The sequence below is a fragment of the Aurantiacibacter sp. MUD61 genome, from assembly GCF_027912455.1.
In the GTDB taxonomy this organism is placed as follows: domain Bacteria; phylum Pseudomonadota; class Alphaproteobacteria; order Sphingomonadales; family Sphingomonadaceae; genus Alteraurantiacibacter.
The window spans coordinates 1,592,070-1,614,476 of sequence record NZ_CP115446.1; the positions used below are offsets into that span (position 1 = coordinate 1,592,070).

15 protein-coding genes and 1 tRNA gene are annotated in these 22,407 nt (G+C 61.3%); 9 read left to right on the plus strand and 7 right to left on the minus strand.

The window, feature by feature from the left end:
- Positions 1-4 precede the first annotated feature (4 nt).
- Positions 5-1,747: a methyl-accepting chemotaxis protein gene (locus tag O2N64_RS07660; RefSeq protein WP_271077026.1), complete on the minus strand. Its 1,743-nt coding sequence runs from the start codon at positions 1,745-1,747 to the stop codon at positions 5-7.
- Positions 1,748-1,972: 225 nt separating this feature from the next.
- Here O2N64_RS07660 and O2N64_RS07665 point away from each other — a divergent pair, with 225 nt between their 5' ends.
- The 3 genes from O2N64_RS07665 to O2N64_RS07675 all read left to right on the plus strand — a co-directional run bounded on the left by O2N64_RS07665 (position 1,973) and on the right by O2N64_RS07675 (position 7,806).
- The gene (locus tag O2N64_RS07665) at positions 1,973-4,063 is read left to right on the plus strand and encodes a TonB-dependent receptor plug domain-containing protein (RefSeq protein WP_271077027.1); all 2,091 of its coding nucleotides are present in this window, start codon (positions 1,973-1,975) and stop codon (positions 4,061-4,063) included.
- 40 nt (positions 4,064-4,103) lie between these two features.
- Complete coding sequence (locus tag O2N64_RS07670; RefSeq protein WP_271077028.1) at positions 4,104-5,648, plus strand: amidase; 1,545 nt, start codon at positions 4,104-4,106, stop codon at positions 5,646-5,648.
- A gap of 64 nt (positions 5,649-5,712) precedes the next feature.
- Positions 5,713-7,806 (plus strand): TonB-dependent receptor plug domain-containing protein, encoded by a 2,094-nt coding sequence (locus O2N64_RS07675; protein ID WP_271077029.1) that lies wholly within the window; start codon positions 5,713-5,715, stop codon positions 7,804-7,806.
- Between the two features lie 75 nt (positions 7,807-7,881).
- Here the strand turns inward: O2N64_RS07675 and tig are convergent, their stop codons facing one another.
- Together tig and O2N64_RS07685 are read right to left on the minus strand one after the other, a co-directional pair.
- A complete protein-coding gene (tig, locus tag O2N64_RS07680) occupies positions 7,882-9,483 on the minus strand; it encodes a trigger factor (RefSeq protein WP_271077030.1) in 1,602 nt (533 codons plus the stop codon).
- 64 nt (positions 9,484-9,547) lie between these two features.
- Positions 9,548-9,632, minus strand: a tRNA-Leu gene (locus O2N64_RS07685).
- Positions 9,633-9,770: 138 nt separating this feature from the next.
- Between O2N64_RS07685 and O2N64_RS07690 the strand changes: the two genes are divergently transcribed.
- Positions 9,771-10,055, plus strand: coding sequence for a DUF3297 family protein (locus O2N64_RS07690; protein WP_271077031.1), 285 nt, complete (start codon positions 9,771-9,773; stop codon positions 10,053-10,055).
- Positions 10,056-10,147: 92 nt separating this feature from the next.
- Here the strand turns inward: O2N64_RS07690 and nhaA are convergent, their stop codons facing one another.
- Positions 10,148-11,368 (minus strand): Na+/H+ antiporter NhaA, encoded by a 1,221-nt coding sequence (nhaA, locus tag O2N64_RS07695; protein ID WP_271077032.1) that lies wholly within the window; start codon positions 11,366-11,368, stop codon positions 10,148-10,150.
- Between the two features lie 145 nt (positions 11,369-11,513).
- Between nhaA and O2N64_RS07700 the strand changes: the two genes are divergently transcribed.
- The 5 genes from O2N64_RS07700 to O2N64_RS07720 all read left to right on the plus strand — a co-directional run bounded on the left by O2N64_RS07700 (position 11,514) and on the right by O2N64_RS07720 (position 17,666).
- Positions 11,514-12,929, plus strand: a complete 1,416-nt coding sequence (locus O2N64_RS07700; protein WP_271077033.1) for a glycosyl transferase family protein — start codon at positions 11,514-11,516, stop codon at positions 12,927-12,929.
- On the plus strand, positions 12,926-14,107 hold the full coding sequence (locus tag O2N64_RS07705) for a hypothetical protein (RefSeq protein WP_271077034.1): 1,182 nt from the start codon (positions 12,926-12,928) through the stop codon (positions 14,105-14,107). Before O2N64_RS07700 ends, O2N64_RS07705 begins: the two co-directional genes overlap by 4 nt.
- A 54-nt stretch (positions 14,108-14,161) precedes the next feature.
- Positions 14,162-15,079, plus strand: a complete 918-nt coding sequence (locus O2N64_RS07710) for a sulfite exporter TauE/SafE family protein (protein WP_271077035.1) — start codon at positions 14,162-14,164, stop codon at positions 15,077-15,079.
- Complete coding sequence (locus tag O2N64_RS07715) at positions 15,079-15,849, plus strand: TIGR02186 family protein (RefSeq protein WP_271077036.1); 771 nt, start codon at positions 15,079-15,081, stop codon at positions 15,847-15,849. The genes O2N64_RS07710 and O2N64_RS07715 overlap by 1 nt, the downstream gene beginning before the upstream one ends.
- Positions 15,850-15,947: 98 nt before the next feature.
- On the plus strand, positions 15,948-17,666 hold the full coding sequence (locus O2N64_RS07720) for an ATP-binding protein (protein ID WP_271079620.1): 1,719 nt from the start codon (positions 15,948-15,950) through the stop codon (positions 17,664-17,666).
- Between the two features lie 273 nt (positions 17,667-17,939).
- Here the strand turns inward: O2N64_RS07720 and O2N64_RS07725 are convergent, their stop codons facing one another.
- The 3 genes from O2N64_RS07725 to O2N64_RS07735 form a co-directional block, all read right to left on the minus strand.
- Entirely contained in the window at positions 17,940-18,671 is a 732-nt protein-coding gene (locus tag O2N64_RS07725) for a 7-carboxy-7-deazaguanine synthase QueE (RefSeq protein ID WP_271077037.1), read from the minus strand.
- Positions 18,672-18,863: 192 nt separating this feature from the next.
- On the minus strand, positions 18,864-19,682 hold the full coding sequence (locus O2N64_RS07730) for a DUF2262 domain-containing protein (protein WP_271077038.1): 819 nt from the start codon (positions 19,680-19,682) through the stop codon (positions 18,864-18,866).
- Positions 19,683-19,686: 4 nt separating this feature from the next.
- Positions 19,687-22,386 carry a valine--tRNA ligase gene (locus tag O2N64_RS07735; RefSeq protein ID WP_271077039.1) on the minus strand — a complete coding sequence of 900 codons (2,700 nt, stop codon included), beginning with the start codon at positions 22,384-22,386 and terminating at the stop codon, positions 19,687-19,689.
- Between the last annotated feature and the right edge of the window lie 21 nt (positions 22,387-22,407).

Sequence of the window (22,407 nt, forward strand, 5' to 3'; positions counted from 1 at the left end):
CGTATCAGGCGGCGCGGACGTGTTGCAGAAATTCCGCAACCTGCTGGCGCAGGCGTTCCGACTGCTTGATGAGGTGGCCCGAACTGTCGCGCAATTGCGAGGCTGTGCCGCCGGTCGATACCGCCAGTTCGCTCACTTCGCGGAAAGAACTGCTGACGATTTCGGTATTACGTGCCGCCATATCGATGCTGCGAGCAAGGTCCTGCCCGGCAACCGCCTGCTGGTCGACCGCAGAGGCGATCATGATCGATGCCGACTGCAGCTGCATGACTTCATTGGCGATTGTGGTGAGGGCAGAGGCGCTTTTGCCGGTCGAATCCTGCACCAGCTGGATCAGCGCTTCAGCTTCGGACGTAGCGCGCGAAGTCTGCGCGGCGAGTTCCTTTACCTCGGCAGCGACCACGGCAAAGCCGCGCCCCGCGTCAGAGCCACGTGCAGCTTCGATCGAGGCGTTGAGGGCGAGCAGATTGGTGCGCTGGGCGATACCGGCGATCACTTCCACGATCTGGCCGATCTTGCTGGCGGAATCTGTCATGTCGCCGATGGTGGAATCAGCGTCGGTCGCAGCGCTGGCTGCGCGCTGGGCGCGGTCCGAACTGGTGGCGGCCTGCTTGCTGACCTCGGTGATCGAGAGCACGAATTCATCTGTAGCGGCTGCAGCGCCCGTCATGCCGGAGGAGACCTCCTGCAGATTGGTATCGGCGGTCACCACCCGGTCGGACGAATTCTCGACATTCTTGGCAAGTTCGTCTGCCGCATTGTGTAATTGGGCAGAAGCAGCGGCGACTTCGCTCGCCACGTCGCCAATGGTTTTCTCGAATTTGTCGGCCAGCGACTGAACCAGGGCAATGCGTTCTTCACGTTCGCGCTCGCGTTCCTTTTCGCTCTCGAATTTCTCTTCCAGCTCACGGGTGGCATGTTCGGCGGCCTTGCCCTGAACTTCGCGAAGAACGGTTAATGCCTTGGCCAGTGTGCCAATTTCGTCGTCCCGTTCCTGTCCGGGGATCGACACGTCGGTGCGACCTTCGGCAATGGCGTGGCTGGTTTCACTGATGGCGCTGATCGGATCGACGATTTGGCGTGCGACCAGGCGCTTTCCGACAAACACCAGGCCAACCGCGATGGCAGACAGCATAGCTAGCGAAACCAGCAACAGCTGGAGTTCTTCCATCCCATCACCGGCATAGCTTTCCACGCGTTCCGCTGCGCTTGCATTGAGGCTGTTGAGCGTCGCGATGGGCACGTCGATAGCGTCGTAGCGCGGGCCGAGGAAGGATTCCTGTTCGATGACGTCGGGCGATGCCGCACCCACTTCACTGATGACGCGCGACACATTGGCCAGCGCGGTATCGAGCTCTTGCGGATTGCTGACGAGGTCGCCGTCCACACGCGATGCGGCCGCCTGCAGTTCCACGTTCAGGTCGCGTGCGTTCTGGGCGTGATCGATGGCTTCCTGGAGAATAAGCGGGTCCCGTCCACGCGCGCGATACGCTCCCATGTCATCCTTGGCGTTGGAGACCTCGCGCGACATTTCCGATGACAGGAACGCAATCTGCGTCAGATCGGCAAGCGTGTGGGTCCGCTTGTCGATGTGATAAGTGCCCAGGAGGGCTGCTGCCGCGAGGACAAGCACCAGCACGGCGAACAGGTTGAAAACATTGCCAACCTGCTGAACCAGCGAACCGCGGCGGAGCCAAAGGCCTATCCGGCTGGCGATCCCGCTTGATCCGTCTTGAGCTACACCCACACCAAATCTCCAAGTGTCAAAACGGGTTCAATCGGACCCGGAAAATAGAAGTTCGGTGGATCGACTAGGGCAATCACGGTTAAATTAGCGTTAGCAAACAACGCTTCATCGCAAGGCAATGCGTTGGTCGGTCGATTAATGTCGCTGGTCGATGAGGACACCAAATCTGCTTCAGCCGAGTTCAAAGAGCCCACGATTACAACTGTGGTTGATGGGAGGAATGGTGTGAAGCGGCTTTTGTCAGGTGTGGCCCTGCTCGGGATTTTGACTGGCGCGCAAACTGCGTGGGCGCAGGAAGTGAGCGACGAGGCGGAACTGGAGCCTGCACCCGATCCGATCGAAGCTGCAGATGGGGCGCGCGTCTACACTCCTGTCGATTTTGAACGCTTTGCACCGCGCAACGCGCTCGACATGTTAAGCCAGGTCCCCGGCTTCACCTTGCGCGGAGAGGACGGGCAGCGCGGCTTCGGGCAAGCCAGCGCCAATGTCCTGATCAATGGCGAGCGGATCACCAACAAGTCAGACGGCGTCTTCACCCAGCTGCAACGCATCGCGACCGACCGGGTGGTCCGCATCGAAATCGTCGAAGGCGCGAGCCTAGGCATTGCAGGACTTTCCGGACAGGTGGCCAATGTCATCACCCGGCCCAGCGATATCTCGGGCCGCTTCAGCTACCGCGCGAGTGCACGTCCCCGCTATGCAGAGCCAAGCTTTATCGGCGGCGAGATTTCGCTCAGCGGCTCGGGCGACACGCTGGACTGGACGGTGGCGCTGGGCAATGGCGTCGGTCGCGGCGCAGCGGGCGGCGGCGAATCCTTCATCTTCGATCCCGATGGAAATGTTCTGGAAACACGCGATGTGCGCCAGCAATTCGTCGGCGATTTTCCGCGCCTGTCCGGCAATGTCACATGGCGCGCAGGCGGCAATACGGTGGTGAATGCCAACGCCGTTTACGGCCGCACCTATCGCAGTTTCCGCGACGACCAGTTTCGCGATCTGAGCAATGGCGTCGATCGTACGCGCAATTTCATCAATGTGGGGCGCGGCTACAATTACCAGTTCGGTGCGGACGTAGAGTTTGATCTGCTGGGAGGGCGGATGAAACTCATCGCGCTCGAACAATTCGCGGAAAGTCGCAACACGTCCGATAGCGTGCTCGTTTTCGTCGATGACACACCGGACGAGGGAAGCCGCTTTGCCTCGGTCAGCGACAGTGGTGAGCGGATCGGCCGGGCGGAATACAGCTGGTCCATGCTGGGCGGTGACTGGCAATGGGATGTGGAAGCCGCGTTCAATCGCCTCGACAGCACAGCGCATCTTTTCGAGCTCGACGGAAACGGTGAATTCGTCGAGATCGACTTTCCCAATGGCAGCGGCGGCGTGACCGAGGATCGCTACGAAAGCATTCTGACACACAGCCGGTCATTGGCTGACAATCTCTCACTGCAGATCGGTGCGGGCGGCGAATATTCGACCATTTCGCAAACCGGCGACATGGGCCTGACACGCAGCTTCTTCCGTCCGAAAGGCTCGGTCAATCTGGCGTGGCAGGTCGAGGAAGGCTTCGACATTTCGCTCGAACTGGCGCGGCGCGTCGGACAGCTGAGCTTCGGCGATTTTCTCGCCAGTGTCTCGCTCAACCAGGACCAGCAGAATGCCGGCAATGTAGAGCTCGTCCCGCAGCAAAGCTGGGAACTGGAACTCCAGGCAGCCAAGAGCCTGGGTGAATGGGGCAGCACCGAGATTGAATTCTATGTGCGCGAGATCGAGGATTTCATCGAGTTCATCCCGGTCGAGGGCGGTCTTGAGACGCGCGGCAATATCGATAGCGCCAGCGTTTGGGGCATTCGGTGGAACAGCACGTTCCAGCTTGAACCGATCGGCTTCACCGGCGCGCAGCTGGACCTGACGATTGATCTGGATCGGACCAGCCTGATCGATCCTCTCACGGGGAAAGAACGCCGCTGGAGCGGCAATCAGAATCACGAGTTGGACGCGACGCTGCGGCACGATATTCCGGGATCGGATTTCGCCTGGGGGGTGGGGTTCGAATACAATCACACGCTGCCGCAATATCGGCTGGGCGAAGAAGCGCTCAATTACGAAGGGCCTGTCTATACATTCGCCTTCGTCGAGCACAAAGACGTGTTCGGAATGACCGCCAGCCTGACGGTGTTCAACCTGACCGATGGGCGCGGACGGCAGGATCGCTACGTCTACGACGGGTACCGCGATCGTTCCCCACTGCTGTTCCGCGAAACGCAGGATTTGAGCGTACAGCCGATTTTCAATTTCCGTCTCAGCGGGGAATTTTAGGGGTATTGCGAAAGCGAGCGCTGCGGCGCACAAGGCGGGCATGAGACATGCTTTTTTGTTGTTGACCGCCGTCGGCGTTCTCGCCTCGGTTCCGGCTTCCTCCCAAGACGCCAGCACCATCGTGATGGAGGACGTACCAGAGAGTGCGGAAGTAATGCTGTCGCTCCCCGCGGATATCCAGGCGGGGGGGTTTGCCTTGCGGATCGAGCATTTTGACCGCCGCCTGAACTCTGTCATCGAGCATCTTGACCGAGAGCAGGCGCGGGGCACGGCACACCTTGTCGATGGCGCAAGCATGCTCGCCGGCCGTACCGTTCTTGTTAAAGACAATATCGAAACGCGGGAATTCCCAACGACCGCGGGATCATTGGCCCTTGCTGACAATGACACCGGGCGCGACGCGCCGCTGATTTCGCGCCTGCGCCAGAATGGCGGGGTGGTGCTTGGTAAGACAAACCTTTCCGAATGGGCGAACTTCCGTTCAACGGGATCGAGCAGCGGTTGGAGTGCCGTCGGTGGCATTACACGCAATCCGCATGCCGTGGATCGCAATTCCTGCGGATCGTCCTCGGGCAGCGGCGCGGCTGTTGCGGCGGGTCTGAGCTGGGGCGCGATCGGGACGGAGACCAACGGTTCGATCACTTGTCCTGCCAGCATCAATGGCGTGGTGGGGTTCAAGCCCACCGTCGGCCTCGTCAGCCAGACGCATATCGTGCCGATCAGCCACACGCAGGACACGGCCGGACCGATGACGCGCACTGTCTTTGACGCGGCGTTGCTCCTCAGCGCCATTGCCGGGCCGGACTATGGCGAGATTGGCGAGGGCGATTTGCTGTTCGATTTTACTGCCGGGCTGGAAACCGCATCGCTGGACGGCGTGCGCATCGGCGTGATCCGCAATCGGTCGGGTGGCTTTGCTCCGCTGGAGGCAGCCTACAATCAGGCGCTCGCCGATATGGAGGCGCAGGGCGCGGTTCTTGTCGATATCGACTACGATGCGAACAACGAAATGGGCAGCGCAAGCTTCACCGTGCTGCTCTACGAATTCCGCGAAGGGATCGATGCTTACCTGCAATCCTCCCCCGCCAATATCCCGGTGCGCAGCCTGGAAGAGCTCATCGCCTTTAACGAGGCCAATGCCGATGCAGAGATGCGCTGGTTCGATCAGGACCTGTTCCACATGGCGCTCGGCACCACCGACCGCGCCGAGTATGAAGAGGCCCGCGCCACCGCTTTGCGCCTCGCAGGGCCAGAAGGCCTCGACCGGATGCTGGCGGAAAACGATGTCGCCTTTATCGTCGCACCGACCCGTGGCCCCGCTTGGGTGACGGACCTTGTGAATGGCGACAATTTTCGCGGCAGTGTCGGAGCTGGGTCGCTCGCCGCTATTGCCGGCTACCCGCATCTGACTGTGCCGATGGGCCATATCGAAGGGCTGCCGGTCGGTATCTCCTTCATGGGCGCGGCCTGGGATGATCACGCCATTCTTCAGGCGGGCTCCGCCTATGAACGTGCGCGCACTGCGGAGTTGGCCGTTCCGGATATGGAGCGCTGGGAACCAACCCCCTTGCCAAGCACTGACTGACCAAGCCATGGCGCGCCTGCGCATGAAAGCGCGCGCTTGATTACTATCTGGGACTGGGATTTTCGTGACTTCACGTTTTGCGCACTGCGGATTGCTGGCGCTTGCCTCGGCACTTGCCGGGCAGGCGGCACCCGCGTTTGCGCAGGACAGCGAAGAGGTTGCTGAGAATGTCCAGAGCGGCTCAGCTGGCGAAGTCCGTGAAACCTATACACCAGAAGATTTTGCTCGTTTCGCTCCGCGCAATGCGCTGGATATCATCGAGCAATTACCAGGCTTCAACGTGGATCGCGGCGGTGGTGGTGGGCGCGGCTTCGGTCAGGCGTCAGAAAACCTGCTTATCAATGGCGAGCGCATTTCCAGCAAATCGACCAGCACCTCCGATCAGCTCGCGCGCATCGCGGTCGATCAGGTGGTACGCATTGAAATCGTCGATGGCGCGACACTCGACATCCCCGGCCTCTCAGGTCGCGTCGCCAATATCATTGTGCGGCAAGGCGGCGCTGCTGGCCAGTTCCGTTGGCGGCCCGAATGGAATTTCGGCAACGCCCCGGCGCAGTGGTTCGAAGGCGAGGTATCTCTGACAGGCCAGCTCGGCGGGGTCGAATACACGCTGGCCTTGGAAAATCGCGACTTCGCGCGCGGGAGGATTGGTCCATCTTTCATCACCCTTGCCGATGGCACTGTGGACGAGCGGCTCAATACGTCGACCAATCTGTTCAACCGGCCCAATCTCAACGCCTTCCTGTCGTTCGACGTCGCGCCGAAGGTGGCAGTCAATCTGAACCTCAGCGGCGGCATCGAAATCTTCGATGCGGATGAGACGGAAGAGCGGGTCGCGAACACCACGCTCGAGCCTTTCCTGGAGACGTTCAACACCGACAGCGACGAATGGTATTACGAGCTTGGCGGCGACATCACCTTCGCGCTGTTCGGCGGCGAGATGAAACTCATCGCGCTCGAAAGCTACGATTATCGCGATCGCACATCCAGCTCGCTGCTCGACACTGCCGGCCTGCCGCTCAGCGGTTCGCAATTCATCCGCGTCGCCGAAGAAGGCGAGCGAATCGGACGGGCCGAATATAGCTGGGGCCTTCTCGGTGCCGATTGGCAGCTGTCGGGCGAAGCCGCGTTTAACCGCCTCGATCAGGTGGGAGAACTCTTCGCCTATGATCCGGTGAACGCGGAATATGTCGAGGTCGATTTCGATGGTGGCGTGGGCGGCGTGCGGGAAGACCGCTACGAAGCCCTGCTGAGCGTCGGCTTTCCGATCACCGACAACCTCACCGTCCAGCTGATCGGCGGCGGCGAATATTCGCAGCTGTCGCAGACAGGCGACAATGCGCGCACCCGCTCTTTCCAGCGGCCAAAGGGTTCACTGGCCATCGCATGGACACCCACCGAAGGGCTCGACCTCAATCTTGAGATTGCCCGGCGCGTCGGCCAGCTCGACTTCGGCGATTTCCTCGCCAGCGTCGACCTCTCCGAAGAGCAGGAAAATGCGGGGAACGCCGAATTGCGCCCGCAGCAAAGCTGGGAAATCGAGCTGGAAGTCGCCAAGAACTTCGGCGACTGGGGCTCGGCGACGCTCACCCTGTTCGACCAGGAAATCGAGGACCTGCTGATCATCGTGCCTGTTGCGGGCGGCGGTGAAGCACGCGGCAATCTGGAAAGCGCCCGCAGGCGCGGTGTTCGCTTCGTCGGCACATTGCAGCTCGCGCCTGTCGGACTTGAAGGCGGTCAGCTGGACGTCGATTTTCAGTGGGAAGATTCCGAACTGATCGATCCCGTAACCAATATCGCGCGGCGATTTGACCGGTTCAACCCGTTGGAACTGCGGGTAAATTTCCGCCACGATGTCCCGCGGACCGATTGGGCATGGGGATGGTCTTTCGAAGAAGCGGATCCTGCGCCCAGCTTTCGGGTCACACAGGAAATCCTCGAATATGGCCCGCTTCAGCAGGCTGCGGTATTCGTCGAATATAAGGACCTGTTCGGGATGACCGCCAATGTGCGGCTTGCCGACCTGCTCGACAATGAGGACTACCTGCGCCGCACCGTTTTCGACGGTCCCCGCAATACCGCACCGATCCTGTTTACCGAAGAGCGCCGCCGCGATCTCGGCCAGCGTATTACCCTGACACTGACGGGCAGCTTTTAAGCCGGCCACGCAGACAAAGAAAAAGCCCTCTCCAGCACAGGCCGGAGAGGGCTTTTTACGTGGCGCTAAGAGCGCTTACTTCTTCTTGGCAGGCGCCTTCTTGGCGGCAGGTTTCTTGGCCGCAGCCTTTTTCGCCGGAGCCTTCTTTGCAGCAGGCTTGGCCTCACCCTTCTTGGCATCGTCCTTCTTGGCTGCCGCTTTCTTGGCAGGGGCCTTCTTTGCCGCAGGCTTCTTCTCGTCAGCCTTCTTGGCATCGGCTTTCTTCGGAGCTGCCTTCTTGGCGGTTTCCTTTTTCGCCGGAGCCTTCTTCTTGGCGGGTGCCTTCTTCTTGGCCGGAGCAGGAGCTGCTTCCTCGGCCTCAATCGCGGCTTCCAGTTCTTCGCGCGTCACTTCACGCTCGGTCACTTCAGCCTTGTCGAACAGGAAGTCGACGACCTTGTCTTCATACAGCGGAGCGCGCAGCTGGGCCTGGGCCATCGGTTCGTTGCGGACATATTCCACGAAACGTTCGCGATCTTCCGGGCGATACTGCTGGGCAGCCTGCTGGATCAGCATCTGCATTTCCTGCTGGCTGATTTCCACGCCATTGGCCTGGCCGATTTCGGAAAGCAGCAGGCCGAGACGCACGCGGCGCTCTGCAATGCGCTTGTAATCGTCCTTTTCGGCTTCCAGTTCCTTCATTGCCGCTTCAGTATCGTCTTCCTTGGCGGCTTCCTGGGTCAGCTGATTCCAGATCTGGTCGAATTCGGCTTCCACCATGGTCGGCGGAACATCGAAATCGTGGTCGGCTGCGAGCGTATCGAGCAGCTGGCGTTTCATCTGGGTGCGGGTGAGACCGGCGCTTTCCTGCTCGATCTGGCCCTTCACCAGTTCTTTCAGCTTATCGATCCCTTCAAGGCCGAGCTGCTTGGCGAAATCATCGTCGACCTTGGTTTCGGTCTCGGTCTTCACCTGCTGAACCGTGATGTCGAATTCGGCTTCCTTGCCGGCGAGGTGCTCTGCCGGGTAATCTTCCGGGAAGGTCACGGTGATGGTTTTCTCATCGCCCTTCTTGGCGCCTGTCAGCTGCTCTTCGAAGCCGGGGATGAACTGGCCTGAACCGATCACCAGCGGCGCGCCTTCGGCCTTGCCGCCTTCGAATTCTTCACCGTCCACGCGGCCGACGAAATCGATGATCAGCTGGTCGCCTTCGGCAGCCTTCTTGGTCTTGGCAGCGTCCTTATAGCTTTTCTGGCCCTCGGCAATCTTGCCCAGAGCTTCGTCAAGCTGCTCGTCGCTTACCGGGACATTCAGCTTTTCCAGCTTCAGACCTTCGATCGAAGGCGCCTCGATTTCGGGCAGCACTTCGACTTCGACTTTGACTTCGGCATCCTTGCCCTGCTCATAGCCTTCGGTCATTTCGACCTTCGGCTGCAGCGCCGGGCGCAGCTTCTTGTCCTTGATCAGGCCATCGACCGATTCGCGCACCGTGGTGTTCAGCACATCGGCATGCAGCGCTTCGCCGTGCATCTTGCGCACGAGGTTGGCGGGCACCTTACCCGGGCGGAAGCCGGGCATGCGCACCTGCGGAGCAACCTTCTTTACCTCGGCATCGATCTTGTCATCGATATCCTTGGCGGTGATGGTGATTGTGTAGGCGCGCTTGAGGCCTTCATTGGTGGTTTCGACGATCTGCATTGTCAGCCTTTACTCAAACTCTCTTTATCCGGTTCACGCCGTGCCATTTCCGGCACGGCGAGACTGGTGCGGGCGAAGGGACTCGAACCCCCACATCTTGCGATACTGGTACCTAAAACCAGCGCGTCTACCAGTTCCGCCACGCCCGCGGCCAAGCGAACCGTGCAGGCAAAGGCCTGCGCACGAAGCGCCGCCCTTAGAAGGCCCTGCGTAAAAGGGCAAGACGGGTTTGCGCCTGATCGGCAATTGGATTGCTTTTTGCGTCAATCGGGTTAGGGGCGAGCGCCATGAGTGACGAACAGACAACCGACCTTCCGCCCGATCACCTCTCGATCGATCCGCGCAGCGAGCATTTCGATGCCGAGAAACTGCAACGCGGCGTAGCCATCCGCTTCAAGGGGCGCGTGCGCACCGATATCGAGGAATATTCGATTCCCGAAAGCTGGGTGCGCGTGCAGGCGGGCAAGACGGTCGACCGCAAGGGACGCCCGCTGACGATCAAGCTGAATGGCCCGGTCGAAGCCTGGTACGAAGACCTGGGCGAGGACGCGCCGGTCAACAAGAAGGACTAAGACGCGCGGGCGCTCGCGCTTTCGACGCGAATCAAAAAGGCAGGCCGAGCATTTGCTCCGCCTGCCTTTTTTGTGGGTCCATTGCCTCGCGGTTACACGACCGGGCTGTTCGGGTCGTCCTTTTCCTCGGGGTGCGAGGTCGTCAGGCGCAGGATCACGTAGCCAAGTACGGCGGAGATGAGCGAGCCGGTGAGAACGCCGATCTTGGCTTCATCGCGCAGCAGCCGTGCTGCATCGCCAGAGCCGGGGAAGGCGAGTTCGCCGATGAAAAGGCTCATCGTGAAGCCGATACCGCACAGGATCGACACGCCCCAGACCTCGGTCCAGTTGCAGCCCGGAGGTTTCTGCACAATCCCGACTTTAACGGCAGCCCAGACGGTGGAGAAAATACCCACCTGCTTTCCGATCACAAGACCGGCAGCGATAGCGAGGGGGAGCGGCTCGATAAGCGCGCCCATGCCAAGGCCTGCAAGATTCACCCCGGCATTGGCAAAGCCGAAGATCGGTACGACGAGATAGGCGTTCCAGGGAACGAGCGCGTGCTCCATATCCTCCAACATGGTCGATCCGTCCTTGCACTGGAACGGGATCATCAGTGCTGCCAGCACGCCGGCGATGGTCGCGTGAACGCCTGAATAGAGCACCAGATACCAGAGCAGCAGGGTGAGCGCGATGAAGGGTATCTTCGAGCTGACACCGCGGCGGTTGAGGAAGAACATGACGCCGAGCACGAGCAGCGCGCCGACAAGATACATCACCTTGAGATTGGCGGTGTAGAAGATCGCGATGATCGTCACCGCGCCGATATCGTCCACAATGGCAACGGTCAGCAGGAACAGTCGCAGGGCGGAAGGCACGCGCGTGCCGAGCAGGCCGACGACGCCCATGGCAAAGGCAATGTCCGTGGCGGCGGGGATGGCCCAGCCATTGGCCAGTCCCGGCTCATTCCCTGCGATCAGGAAATACATGGCGGCAGGTGCAGCCATGCCCGCAATCGCGGCAAGGATCGGGAGGTTGCGCGCCTTGGGATCGGAGAGGTTGCCGGCGATGATCTCGCGCTTCACTTCGAGCCCGACCACGAAAAAGAAGATCACCATCAGGCCATCATTCACCCACAGGTGAATGGTGTTGAGATAGAAGACGTCTTTCGACCAGAGATAGCCGTTGAACAGCTCGAAATAAGCGCCCGAAACCCCCGAATTGGCGACCACCATGGCGACCACGGCAACGGCGATCAGCAGGATACCCGCAAAGGCATCAGCCTTGAACAGCGTGGAGAAGTTTCGAACGGCTCTGGAGATGATCGTTGGCATGGTGTGCCCCTTTTATGAATTGGGCATGGATTGCAAGTATCGAGAACCCGTCCGCAACAAAAACCTTGGCTTTGCAGCGCTAAGCATTTGCAAACTCGGTTGTAAAATGTAGACCCTTCGCGGACAGGATTCCTAGGGGGAATGTATGGACCTGGGGCAATGGTCTGCGTTGGAATGGCTGGCGCTGGCCGAATATGAATTGCTGCTGTTTGCAGGGGTCTTCTTCCTGCTCGGTGCGCTCGATGAAATCGGCATGGATTTCGCGTGGGCTTGGCTGCGCCTGCGGGGCAAGATTCGCACGCATAAGGTCTCGCGCGCCGATCTGCGTCACCGCGAACTGAGCGGGCGTATCGCCGTCTTTATCCCCGCGTGGGAAGAAGCCTCGGTCATCGGGCACATGCTCGGCCATACGCTGAGCGCATGGAAGCAGCGCGATCTGGTTTTCTACGTCGGTTGCTATCGCAACGATCCTGAAACACTGCAGGCCGCGATGGAGGCGGCATCGCGCGACAGCCGCGTCCGGCTGGTGGTGCATGACAAGGATGGCCCATCGACGAAAGCGGACTGCCTCAATCGCCTTTACCGGGCGATGCAGCAGGACGAAAACCGCCGCAACCAGCCGGTCAACAGCGTGCTGCTGCATGATGCGGAAGATCTGGTGGACCCCGCAGCGCTGGCCCTGATCGACCGCACGCTGGAAACGGCAGATTTCGTGCAATTGCCCGTTCTGCCGATACCGCATCCCTCCTCACGCTGGATTGGCAGCCATTATTGCGAGGAATTTGCCGAGGCCCATGGCAAGGCGATGATCGTACGCGATGCGCTGGGCACTGGACTGCCCGCGGCGGGCGTCGGTTGCGCTTTTTCGCGCAGCATACTCGATCTGATGGCGCAGGATCATGACGGCAAATCGCCGTTCTCCGACCAGTCACTGACCGAAGATTATGAAATGGGCTTGCGGATCGCCGAGTTCGGCGGTCGCTCACGCTTCATGCGGGTGCGCGGCGAAGACGGCCAGTTGATCGCCACGCGCAGCTATTTCCCATCGTCCATCGCCCGCGCCGTGCGGCAAAAGGCACGCTGGATTCATGGCATTGCCTTCCAGGGTTGGGACAGGCTCGGTTGGGAGCATTCGCTCGCTGAAAACTGGATGCGACTGCGCGATCGGCGTGGGCCATTTTCGGCCATCGTGCTGTTCGCGGGCTATTCCCTGCTTTTGCTGAGCGGGGGACTCGCTTTGCTCGATCTCGTCGGGTTTGACCGGCCTTGGGAATTGACACCGCTGCTGTATGGCCTGCTGCTCGCGAATATGCTCGCCTTCGCCTGGCGGATCGTCATGCGTTTCGCTTTCACCGCGCGCGAATATGGCCCCGTCGAAGGCCTGCGCGCCGTCCTGCGCATTCCGGTATCGAATATCATCGCGATCATGGCCGGGCGCCGCGCATTGGTGGCTTATTCGCGGACTTTGCGCGGGCAGCCGCCGCAATGGGAAGCGACCACGCACACGCACCATCCGGCGCAGGTGAACCGGAGCGATGAGATCATGGAGCAAGCACTGTGAGCGATCGCTCTCCTCCCGTAACCAGCCCGCGCGGCAAGGCGATCTTCGCACTGGTGGGAATGCTCGTCATCTGGTCGAGCGTGCGCGTGATTACGTGGGCACCGCCATTCGAGCCTGCCTCGCTGTCCGTGCTGCCGCTCGATTCGCCGCTCGGTATTTCAGCTCCGATCACCGAAGAGCCAGCTTCGCCCGCAGCGGAGACCACTGAGCCTGATCGAGCGCCTGACCGGATACTGCATGCGCCGCCGCAATGGACACCGCAACCGGTACCGGAGCGCGTTCTGCCACCGCAAGATATGCAACCGCAGGCGATCCAGCCTGTTTCCAGTTCAACCGGAGCCATGCGCGGATTCGCCGGTGCCGGCCGCCTGATCGGTCACGCGCTTCTGCTGCAAGCCGGCTATCGCAGCAGCGCGGTCGCTCCCGAGCCTGCCGGAGGACTTTATGCCGAAAGCACCTTGGCGCTCCGCAATGCGCGATCAGCCGACGCTCCCGCGTCGAGCGCCACGATGCGCGGCGGCGCTGACTTGCCGCGCTGGTCGCTCGATGCCTGGGCGCTTTGGCGTGATGACACGACTACGCCGATCCTTTCGGGCCGTCCGAGCTATGGCCGTAGCCAGGCAGGGGCCGTAATCCGCTATCACCTTGCCCCTTCCAGCGGCCACAATCCGCAGCTTCACCTTCGCGGTGTCCATGCGCTTGAAGGTCAGCGGGAGCGCGAAGTCGCCTTCGGCGCATCGGCGCGGCCCATTCCTGCGATCCCCGTCCGTCTGGCAGCAGAAGCGCGGGTAAGCGAGACCGACCGCGGCACTGAATTGCGCGGCGCGGCTTATGCTGTCAGCGAATTTCCGCCCGTAAGCCTTCCTGCCGGGCTGACCGGTGAAGCCTATGTCCAGGGTGGCTATGTAACAGGCGACTTCGCGACCGGCTTCGTCGATGGGCAAGCGCGCATCACGCGCCGCGTGGTTGGCACGGATGATTTCCGCCTTGAAGCAGGCGGCGGCGCGTGGGGCGGGGCACAGGAAGGTTCAGGCCGCCTGGATATCGGTCCGAGCGCTTCTGTCAGCTTCCGCCTCGGTGAAGCGCGTGGCCGGGTGTCAGCCGATTACCGGCTGAGAGTGGCGGGCGATGCAGAGCCTTCCAGTGGCCCTGCGCTCACACTGTCCGCCGGTTTTTAACTGGCAGCGCTCATTCGTCTTCATTCCTGCGCCGCCTTGGGTTAGGCGCGGGGGATGGATGTCTACCTCCCAATTGCCAATCTGTCGGTCAACGGGCTGTGGATCATCCTGCTCGGCGCACTGACGGGCATTCTCTCAGGCCTGTTCGGCGTGGGCGGAGGCTTCCTGACGACGCCGCTCCTTATCTTCTTCGGCATTCAGCCGACTGTCGCCGCTGCCTCTGCCGCCACGCAGGTGACAGGGGCCAGCGTATCGGGCGTGATCGCCCATGGTCGGAACAAGGGCGTCGACTATCACCTTGGCGGCGTGATCGTGGCAGGAGGCATGCTCGGCGCCTTGCTCGGCGCAGGCCTTTTCAATCTGCTGCGCGCGATTGGCCAGATCGATACGGTCATCAACATTCTCTATGTCCTGTTGCTCGGCACGATCGGTAGTCTGATGCTGCGAGAAGCGCTGCAATCGCTCGGCTATGTCAGCGTCGGAAGCGGAAAGCCGCGCGCGGCAAAGCGTCGCCACCACCCGTGGATCGCGGCTATGCCCTATCGCTGGCGCTTTTACCGTTCGGGGCTTTATATCTCGCCGATAGCGCCGCTTTTGCTCGGCATTATCGTCGGCACGCTAACGATGCTGATGGGCGTGGGTGGCGGCTTCATCATGGTTCCGGCCATGCTCTATATCCTCGGCATGAGCGCAAAGGTCGTCGTGGGTACGAGCCTGTTCAACATCCTCTTCATCACCATGCTGGTGACGATGGTGCACGCCTTCACGACGCGCGCAGTCGACATCGTGCTCGCGGGCCTGTTGCTTTTAGGATCGGTCATCGGTGCCCAGTTCGGCAGCAAGATCGCGCAATTGGTGAAGCCGGAATTCCTCCGCCTGATTCTTGCATCCATCGTTGTGGCGATAGCGCTGCGAATGCTCTGGGGTCTCGGCGTGCGTCCGGATGAAGTTTACACGGTGGTCCCGCTGTGATGCGCGCACTGTTCGCCTTCCTGCTGGCACTCATGCTGGCCGCACCCGCCGCCGCGCAAAGCCGCGATCCCATCCTGGTGCCCGATATCTCCGAGCATGAGATTGTCCTGCGCCAGGGCTTTACCGGCGCAGACCTGCTGCTGTTCGGCGCTATCCTCGACCCAAGGGGGGACCGCGCTGACGGGCAGTACGATGTCGTGGTCGTCCTCAAGGGTCCAAGCGAGCAAATCCGCCTGCGCGAAAAGGAGCGGTGGCTGGGCCTGATCTGGGTGAATGCCGAAAGCAGCGATTTCCGCTCCGTTCCTTCATATTACGCGCTGGCGAGTTCGCGTCCGATTGCCAACATCGTCGATGAACGCACCGCGCTGATTTTCGAGCTCGGCCTCGATTATTTGCAGCTTTCGCCATCGGGTTCGATCGATCCCGATGAGCAGGCGCGCTTCTCCGCTGGGCTCGTCGATTTGCGCCAGCGACAAGGATTGTATGCCGAATATGAAAGCGGCGTGGTGGTGTCTGAAGGCGTGCTCTACCGCGCGCGCTTGCCCATTCCATCAAATGTGATTGCCGGGCGGTACGTGGCAGAGACCTTTGCCATTGCCGATGGCCGCGTGATCACCTCTGCCACATCCGAAGTGCAGGTGTTCAAGGAGGGGTTCGAGCGCCGGGTGGAAGAAGAGGCCAACAATAATGCGTTGCTCTACGGGCTGATCGCGGTTGGCCTGTCCGTATTTATGGGCTGGGCGGCGGGGCGTCTGTTCGCTCTTGTCTGATACCGGTAACATAGACGGAGCCACGCGGCGTAATTGACGCGATTTTAACCTTGCCCGGTTTAGGGCGGCTGCAGTTGAACCCATTTGTGAGCCGCCAGATGAACGACATGCAGTCCGATCAATTTGCCAATGCAACTCCGGTAGATGGTGGCAATTCCTTGCCCGAAGGCTCCGGCCAGCAGGAGGATGCGCGTGAGGCGCAGAGCGTTGAATGTGCGCGCCAGCCGATCGGCGTGGTGCTTGAAATCGCCGGCTCAGGCTCTGCCATCGCGCTCGACCTGCAACGCCTCAATGAATGTATGGCCGATGCGGACCCCTCGATTGCGCTGGCTGGCCAGGTCGGCTCGCAGATTAAGATCAAGACAAACGATGGCTGGCTTCTCGCGAGCGTTAGAAACCAGCGGCAGGATCGCCGCGGGGACGGCAATTCCATCGTCGCCAATATCGACTTTCTCGGCGAAGGGATGGAAGAAAAGCTGACCGGCAAAATCCACAGCTTCCGCCGCGGTGTGACGCGCTATCCGATTCCGGGCGCGATGATTTTCCCCGCCACAAGCGAGGATCTCCGCCAGATTTACGCTTCCGACGGTCGCAGCGCGATCCAGATCGGCACCGTCTATCCTACCAGCGACATCCGCGCCGGCATGTATATCGATGCGATGCTGGGCAAGCACTTTGCGCTGCTTGGCTCGACCGGTACCGGGAAATCGACGAGCGCGGCGCTTATCCTGCACCGGATCTGTCAGGCCGCGCCGCAGGGCCACATCCTGATGATCGACCCGCACGGTGAATATTCCGCCGCATTCCGCAACACCGGTATGATCTTCGACGTCTCGAACCTGCAAATGCCGTATTGGCTGATGAATTTTGAAGAGCACTGCGAAGTGCTGCTCAAATCCAGTGGCAACGATCTGCAGAACGATCGCGATATTCTCGCCAAGTGCCTGCTCGCCGCACGCTCCAAGAATCGCCTCGCGGAAAGCATGGGCAAGATCACCGTGGATTCGCCCATCCCCTACCTTCTCAGCGACCTGACCGGCATGATCCAGGACGAGATGGGCAAGCTCGACAAGGCCACCAACACCGCGCCTTACATGCGCATCAAAACCAAGATTGACGAACTGAAGGCCGACCCGCGCTACCAGTTCATGTTCTCCGGCATGCTGGTGGGCGACACCATGGCGGACTTCATCGGCAAGATCTTCCGCATGCCGTCCGAAGGCAAGCCGATCTCCATCATCGATGTGTCGGGTGTCCCGTCAGACATCACCAGCACGGTGGTTGCCGTGCTCAGCCGCCTCACCTTCGACTTCGCCATCTGGAGCCGCAGCGAAAGCACGTCGCCAATCCTTCTGGTCTGCGAAGAGGCGCACCGATACGTCCCCAACGAGCGCAACGCCGATGGCAACTCTGTCGGCACGATCCTCAGCCGCATCGCCAAGGAGGGCCGTAAGTACGGCATCAGCCTCGGCCTCATCACGCAGCGCCCGTCCGACCTGGCCGAAGGCGTGCTCTCGCAATGCGGTACGATCATCTCGATGCGCCTCAACAACGACCGCGACCAGGACTTCGTCCGCGCGGCCATGCCCGAAGGCGCGCGCGGCTTCCTCGACTCGATCCCCGCTTTGCGCAACCGCGAATGCATCATCTGCGGCGAGGGTGTCTCGATCCCGATCCGCGTGAGCTTCGACAATCTCGAAGAGAGCAAGCGCCCGGCATCCGAAGACCCGAGCTTCGTCGACCTATGGAACCAGTCCGGCGGCGAGGAAGACAAGGTCTACCGCACCGTCCAGCGCTGGAGATCTCAAGGCAGCTAAAGCTGCCTTGATTGTTTGTCTCGTGAACCTGCATCCGCAGGTTCGTCCTCGGCGCTATTCGCTCCGGCGGGCTTCGTCCGCCTGCGCGGCACCTGCGGGCTTCGCGGTTGCTCGCTGTCGCTGACCTGCGGCCAGCGATCCTTGCGCTTCAGCCGATCAGCGTCGCGGAGCACGGGCGACCAGCCCGCAAGGCCGAACGGCCGCCCGCAGCGAGCGCAGCTTGCCTGCGCGTCTAGCGAGGACGAAGCCGCGGATGCGGCTTCGGAAAGCCAATCACGTCCCCCGCGTATCGCCATACAGGTGGATATGCAGCCGGTCGGTCATTCTAAAGCCATACTTCAAGGCGAGGGGCGCAAGCCATTTCTCGCGCGCTCTTAGCGTTTCGCTGTCGGTTCCTTCGGGCATCAGATAGACGCGGCTGCGGTCGAAGCCATGGCGCTCTGCCAGCGCCAGCACTTCATCCATATCGCACGGTTCGGCGATGACGAATTTGAGGAAGGCGCGGGGCTCGCTCGCCCAGTGATCGAGCATGTCGGGTCTTAGCGCGAGGTCCGCCGGATTGCCGCTATGCGCCAGCTTGAGGCTGACATTGTACTGATCGACCCGCACATCTAGCCGCGCGGGCGGCATCACTGTGCCATTGGTCTCGATCTCAACCGTGATGTCGGGAAGGTGCTCGAGCATCTCGGCGAGCTTGCCTGCCTGCATCAGCGGCTCACCACCAGTAATCACGAGGCGATCCTGACCCATAGCCACCACCCGCTCAGCGGCCTCTTGAGCCGACAGCTTCACCTGATTGGCTGCCCGGTCAAAGGTCTCTCCAGAGCGGTGCGGGCGATTGTCGCCGTCGAAATGCCATGTGTAGGCCGTGTCGCACCACACGCAGGCAAGGTTACAGCGCGACAGGCGGATGAAGGCTACCGGCTTGCCCACACTCGGCCCTTCGCCCTGAAGCGAGGCGAAGATCTCCGGCCCGCCGGAGTCGTCCGTGGCGAGCGTCAGCATGGGCCAAGTCCTAAAGGGTGTGACAGGTGTGACAGTGTCCTGAAGCAAAAATCCATTCGATCACAGCGCGCATCATTGATCGATTGGCTCGATGGAAAATCAGAGGCGAGGCGGGCGACGACAATCACTCCGAGCGCCATGCCATGTCGCCGCGCTGTAGGAAAGATCAGCTTTCGCCGGGAAACGCGCCGATCAACCAAACAGTGATGCATTCTCGAACTGGCCGCTCTCGTCGGCATGGAGGACGATCGCATGCCCCGCGAACAGGTCGCCATCCTCGAACACGAGATCGAAGCTGCCTTCGGGGTCGAGGTCGATGGCACATAAGGATAGCCGCGCTTTCCAATCGTCGAGGTCGAGTACGCGCCCATCGCCATACCATCCGTTGTCGTGCCAGACGGGATATAGCTCTTCGGCGGCCTTCAATCGTGCCCGGCCGAGGATTTCAGCAGCACGCGATCGCATGTCGCACAGCTGGGTGGCCTGCCGCTGAAGCGTCGCTTCCGAAAAATCCGCGCCTCGCTGGATCGACACATTGATCGTTGTTCCGTGCCAATCCATTTCGCCCTGAAAATCTCTCGGAAAGCCGGTTCGAGATTGGAAAGTGCCAACTTGCGGATCGCCGAAGGTGAATGGCGAGACCAGAGGCGCGCTTGCCTCGGCAAATCCGGCGTCTTCGCCCCGGCCAAGAAAGGCCAACAGCGGTGCGGTGGGGTAAAAATAGGGGCGCTTTTCAATTGGCCCGATGGCGACCCGGCACAGCGACTTTGCGGGCATCGCCTGTGCCCATAGGCTTACTGAGGGCGGCAGGAATACATCCCGCTTCAACACAATCGGATCGGCGTGACGCGTGCCGTCCTCCTCTTGCCAGGCAGCGATACGGACCTGGAAGTTGCGGCCGCGTGTCGATGCGAAGGGCTTCCCCGCATCCACGCGACATGTGATGATCCGGTCGGCTTTCGCGGTGGGCAAGGCGCTGCTCAGCAGGCGGAGCAAAGTGCGCGCCGCCACGACCTTATCCCAACCGCGCCAGCGCGCCTTCAAGCCGCGCGATCTCCGCCGTGTGATGCGCCAGATCCTCGCGCGCCTTTTCGACCGCTTCGGGCTTCGCACGTTCGACGAAGTTCGCATTGCCGAGGCGGCCTTCGAGGCTCTTTGCTTCCTTCTGCGAGGCGGCCAAGGCCTTTTCCAGTCGCGCGCGTTCGGCGTCGATATCGATTACGCCTTCGAGCGGGATGACCAAGACGTCGTCGCCAGCCGTTACCTGCATCGCCGCCCCTGCGGGTGCCTCGCCCACAGTGACGGGCGTCAGGCGCGCGAGGCGCTCGATGGCGGCAGAGCTGCGGTCGAGCACGCGTTGCGCGACATCCGAAGGATTCGCAACAAAGGCCGCCAGCTTCTCGCCCGGTGAAATGCCGAGTTCGTTGCGCGCGCCGCGCGTGGCGGTGGTGAGGGCGATGGTCCAGTCGATGGCGTCGGTCGCTTCCTTCGAGACCTCTGCGCGCGGGTTGGGCCATTTGGCGAGGATCAAATCGTAGCTGCGCTCACCTTGGGCATGCCACAACTCTTCGGTCACGAAGGGCATGAAGGGGTGCAGCATGACCAAAATCTGGTCGAGCGCCCATCCGGCGACTTCGCGGGTTTCCAAGGCGGCGGGGCTGTCCGCATCGCCTTGCAACACCGGCTTGATCAATTCGAGATACCAGTCACAGAAACGGCTCCACGTGAATTGGTAGATCGTGTTGGCGGCGGCATCGAAGCGCAGGTCGGCCATGGCGGCATCGAGCGCTTCGACCGTCTGTTGCACTTCGCCGATGATCCATTGGTTCGCCGCGAGGCGTGCTGCCGGAGCCTTGATCGTGGAGGACGCGCCGATGCCGTTCGACTGGCAGAACCGCGTCGCATTCCACAGCTTGGTGGCGAAGTTACGATAGCCCTCGACCCGGCGCTCATCCATCTTGATGTCGCGGCCCTGGCTTTCCATCGCCGCCATGAAAAAGCGCAGCGCGTCCGCGCCGTACTGGTCGATGAGGCCGAGCGGATCGACGACATTGCCTTTGGACTTGCTCATCTTGGAGCCATCCGCCGCGCGCACGAGGCCGTGGAGATAGAGCCTTTCCCACGGGCGCTCGCCCATGTTGAAATAGCCCGACATCAGCATGCGCGCATCCCAGAAGAACAGGATGTCGAAGCCGCTGATCAGCAGGCTGTTGGGATAATGCTTTTCGAGCAGGTCGGTCCGGTCCGGCCAGCCGAGCGTGGCGAAAGGCCAGAGCGCGGAGGAGAACCAAGTGTCGAGAACGTCCTCGTCGCGCGTCAGGGCAACGCCTTCACCGGCCTGCGCCTGCGCTTCATCCTCGGTCATCGCGACATAGGCGTTTCCGTCCGCGTCATACCAGGCCGGAATCCGGTGACCCCACCACAATTGGCGGCTGACGCACCACGGCTGGATGTTCTCCATCCAGTTGAAGAAGGTCTTTTCCCAAGTCTTGGGGACGATCTCGACTTCGCCAGACTTCACCGCCTCGATCGGCTTCACCGCCAGCTTTTCGGCATCGACATACCACTGGTCTGTCAGCCACGGTTCGATCGGCACGCCGCCACGGTCGCCGAACGGGGTGGGGATGGTGCGCGGCTCTGCGTCGAGCTCCTGCTCCTCGCCTTTCTTGGTCTTGGTGATGTGCGGGACGAGGTGGCCCTGTTCCTTCATCATTTCGACCACGTGCTTGCGCGCGTCGAACCGGTCCATGCCGATCAGCTCTTCGGGCACCAGCTCGTCCGCCGTCTGGCAGACACGCGCCTCTGCATCGAGCATGTTGAGCATGTCGGCTGGCGCGATGCCGGCGCGCTTGCCCACGTCGAAATCGTTGAAGTCATGCCCCGGCGTGATCTTCACTGCGCCTGAGCCGAGCTCCGGATCGGCGTGTTCGTCCGCCACAATGGGAATCTCGCGGCCGGTGATCGGCAGCTTCACCTTCGCTCCGCGTGCGAGCAGGTCCTTATAGCGATCATCGTCCGGATGTACCGCCACGGCCATATCGGCGAGCATGGTTTCTGGCCGCGTGGTCGAGACGCGGATGTCGCCCGATCCATCGGCCAGCGGATAGATAAAAGTCCAGAAATGGCCCGCGACATTCTCGGTCTCGACTTCGAGATCGGAGATGGCGGTCTTCAGCTTGGGGTCCCAGTTTACCAGCCGCTTGTCGCGGTAGATCAGGCCCTTTTCGTGCAGGTCCACGAAGACCTTGAGCACGGCCTTGGTGAAATGGTCGTCCATCGTGAACTGCTCGCGGCTCCAGTCCATCGAGCAGCCGAGGCGGCGCAGCTGTTTGGTGATCTGGCCGCCGCTTTCGGCTTTCCATTGCCAGACCTTGTCGATGAAATCTTCTCGGCTGTAATTGGTCCGCTTGTCCTGCCGTTCCTCCAGCTGGCGCTCGACCACCATCTGCGTGGCGATCCCGGCGTGATCCATGCCGACCACCCACAGCGCATCCTTGCCGCGCAGGCGCTCGTATCGAACGACAATGTCCTGCAGCGTATTGTCGAGCGCGTGGCCGATGTGGAGCGAGCCGGTGACGTTGGGCGGCGGGTTGACCAGCGTGAAGGCTTCGGCATCGGGGCGCTCGGGCCGGAACGCGCCGGTTTCCTCCCAATGGGAATACCATTTCGCCTCAATCGCGGCGGGATCGAATGTCTTGTCGAGTTCACGGGTCATAATGATTGGCCACTGCCACCC

Excerpts from the sequence above, each read along its gene's own strand:
- O2N64_RS07690 (WP_271077031.1), top strand. The coding sequence starts at position 9,771 with ATGAGTGACGAACAGACAACCGACCTTCCGCCCGATCACCTCTCGATC.
- nhaA (WP_271077032.1), bottom strand. The coding sequence starts at position 11,368 with ATGCCAACGATCATCTCCAGAGCCGTTCGAAACTTCTCCACGCTGTTC.
- O2N64_RS07735 (WP_271077039.1), bottom strand. The coding sequence starts at position 22,386 with ATGACCCGTGAACTCGACAAGACATTCGATCCCGCCGCGATTGAGGCG.
- O2N64_RS07715 (WP_271077036.1), top strand. The coding sequence starts at position 15,079 with ATGCGCGCACTGTTCGCCTTCCTGCTGGCACTCATGCTGGCCGCACCC.
- O2N64_RS07710 (WP_271077035.1), top strand. The coding sequence starts at position 14,162 with ATGGATGTCTACCTCCCAATTGCCAATCTGTCGGTCAACGGGCTGTGG.
- O2N64_RS07670 (WP_271077028.1), top strand. The coding sequence starts at position 4,104 with ATGAGACATGCTTTTTTGTTGTTGACCGCCGTCGGCGTTCTCGCCTCG.
- O2N64_RS07725 (WP_271077037.1), bottom strand. The coding sequence starts at position 18,671 with ATGCTGACGCTCGCCACGGACGACTCCGGCGGGCCGGAGATCTTCGCC.
- O2N64_RS07700 (WP_271077033.1), top strand. The coding sequence starts at position 11,514 with ATGGACCTGGGGCAATGGTCTGCGTTGGAATGGCTGGCGCTGGCCGAA.
- O2N64_RS07720 (WP_271079620.1), top strand. The coding sequence starts at position 15,948 with ATGAACGACATGCAGTCCGATCAATTTGCCAATGCAACTCCGGTAGAT.
- tig (WP_271077030.1), bottom strand. The coding sequence starts at position 9,483 with ATGCAGATCGTCGAAACCACCAATGAAGGCCTCAAGCGCGCCTACACA.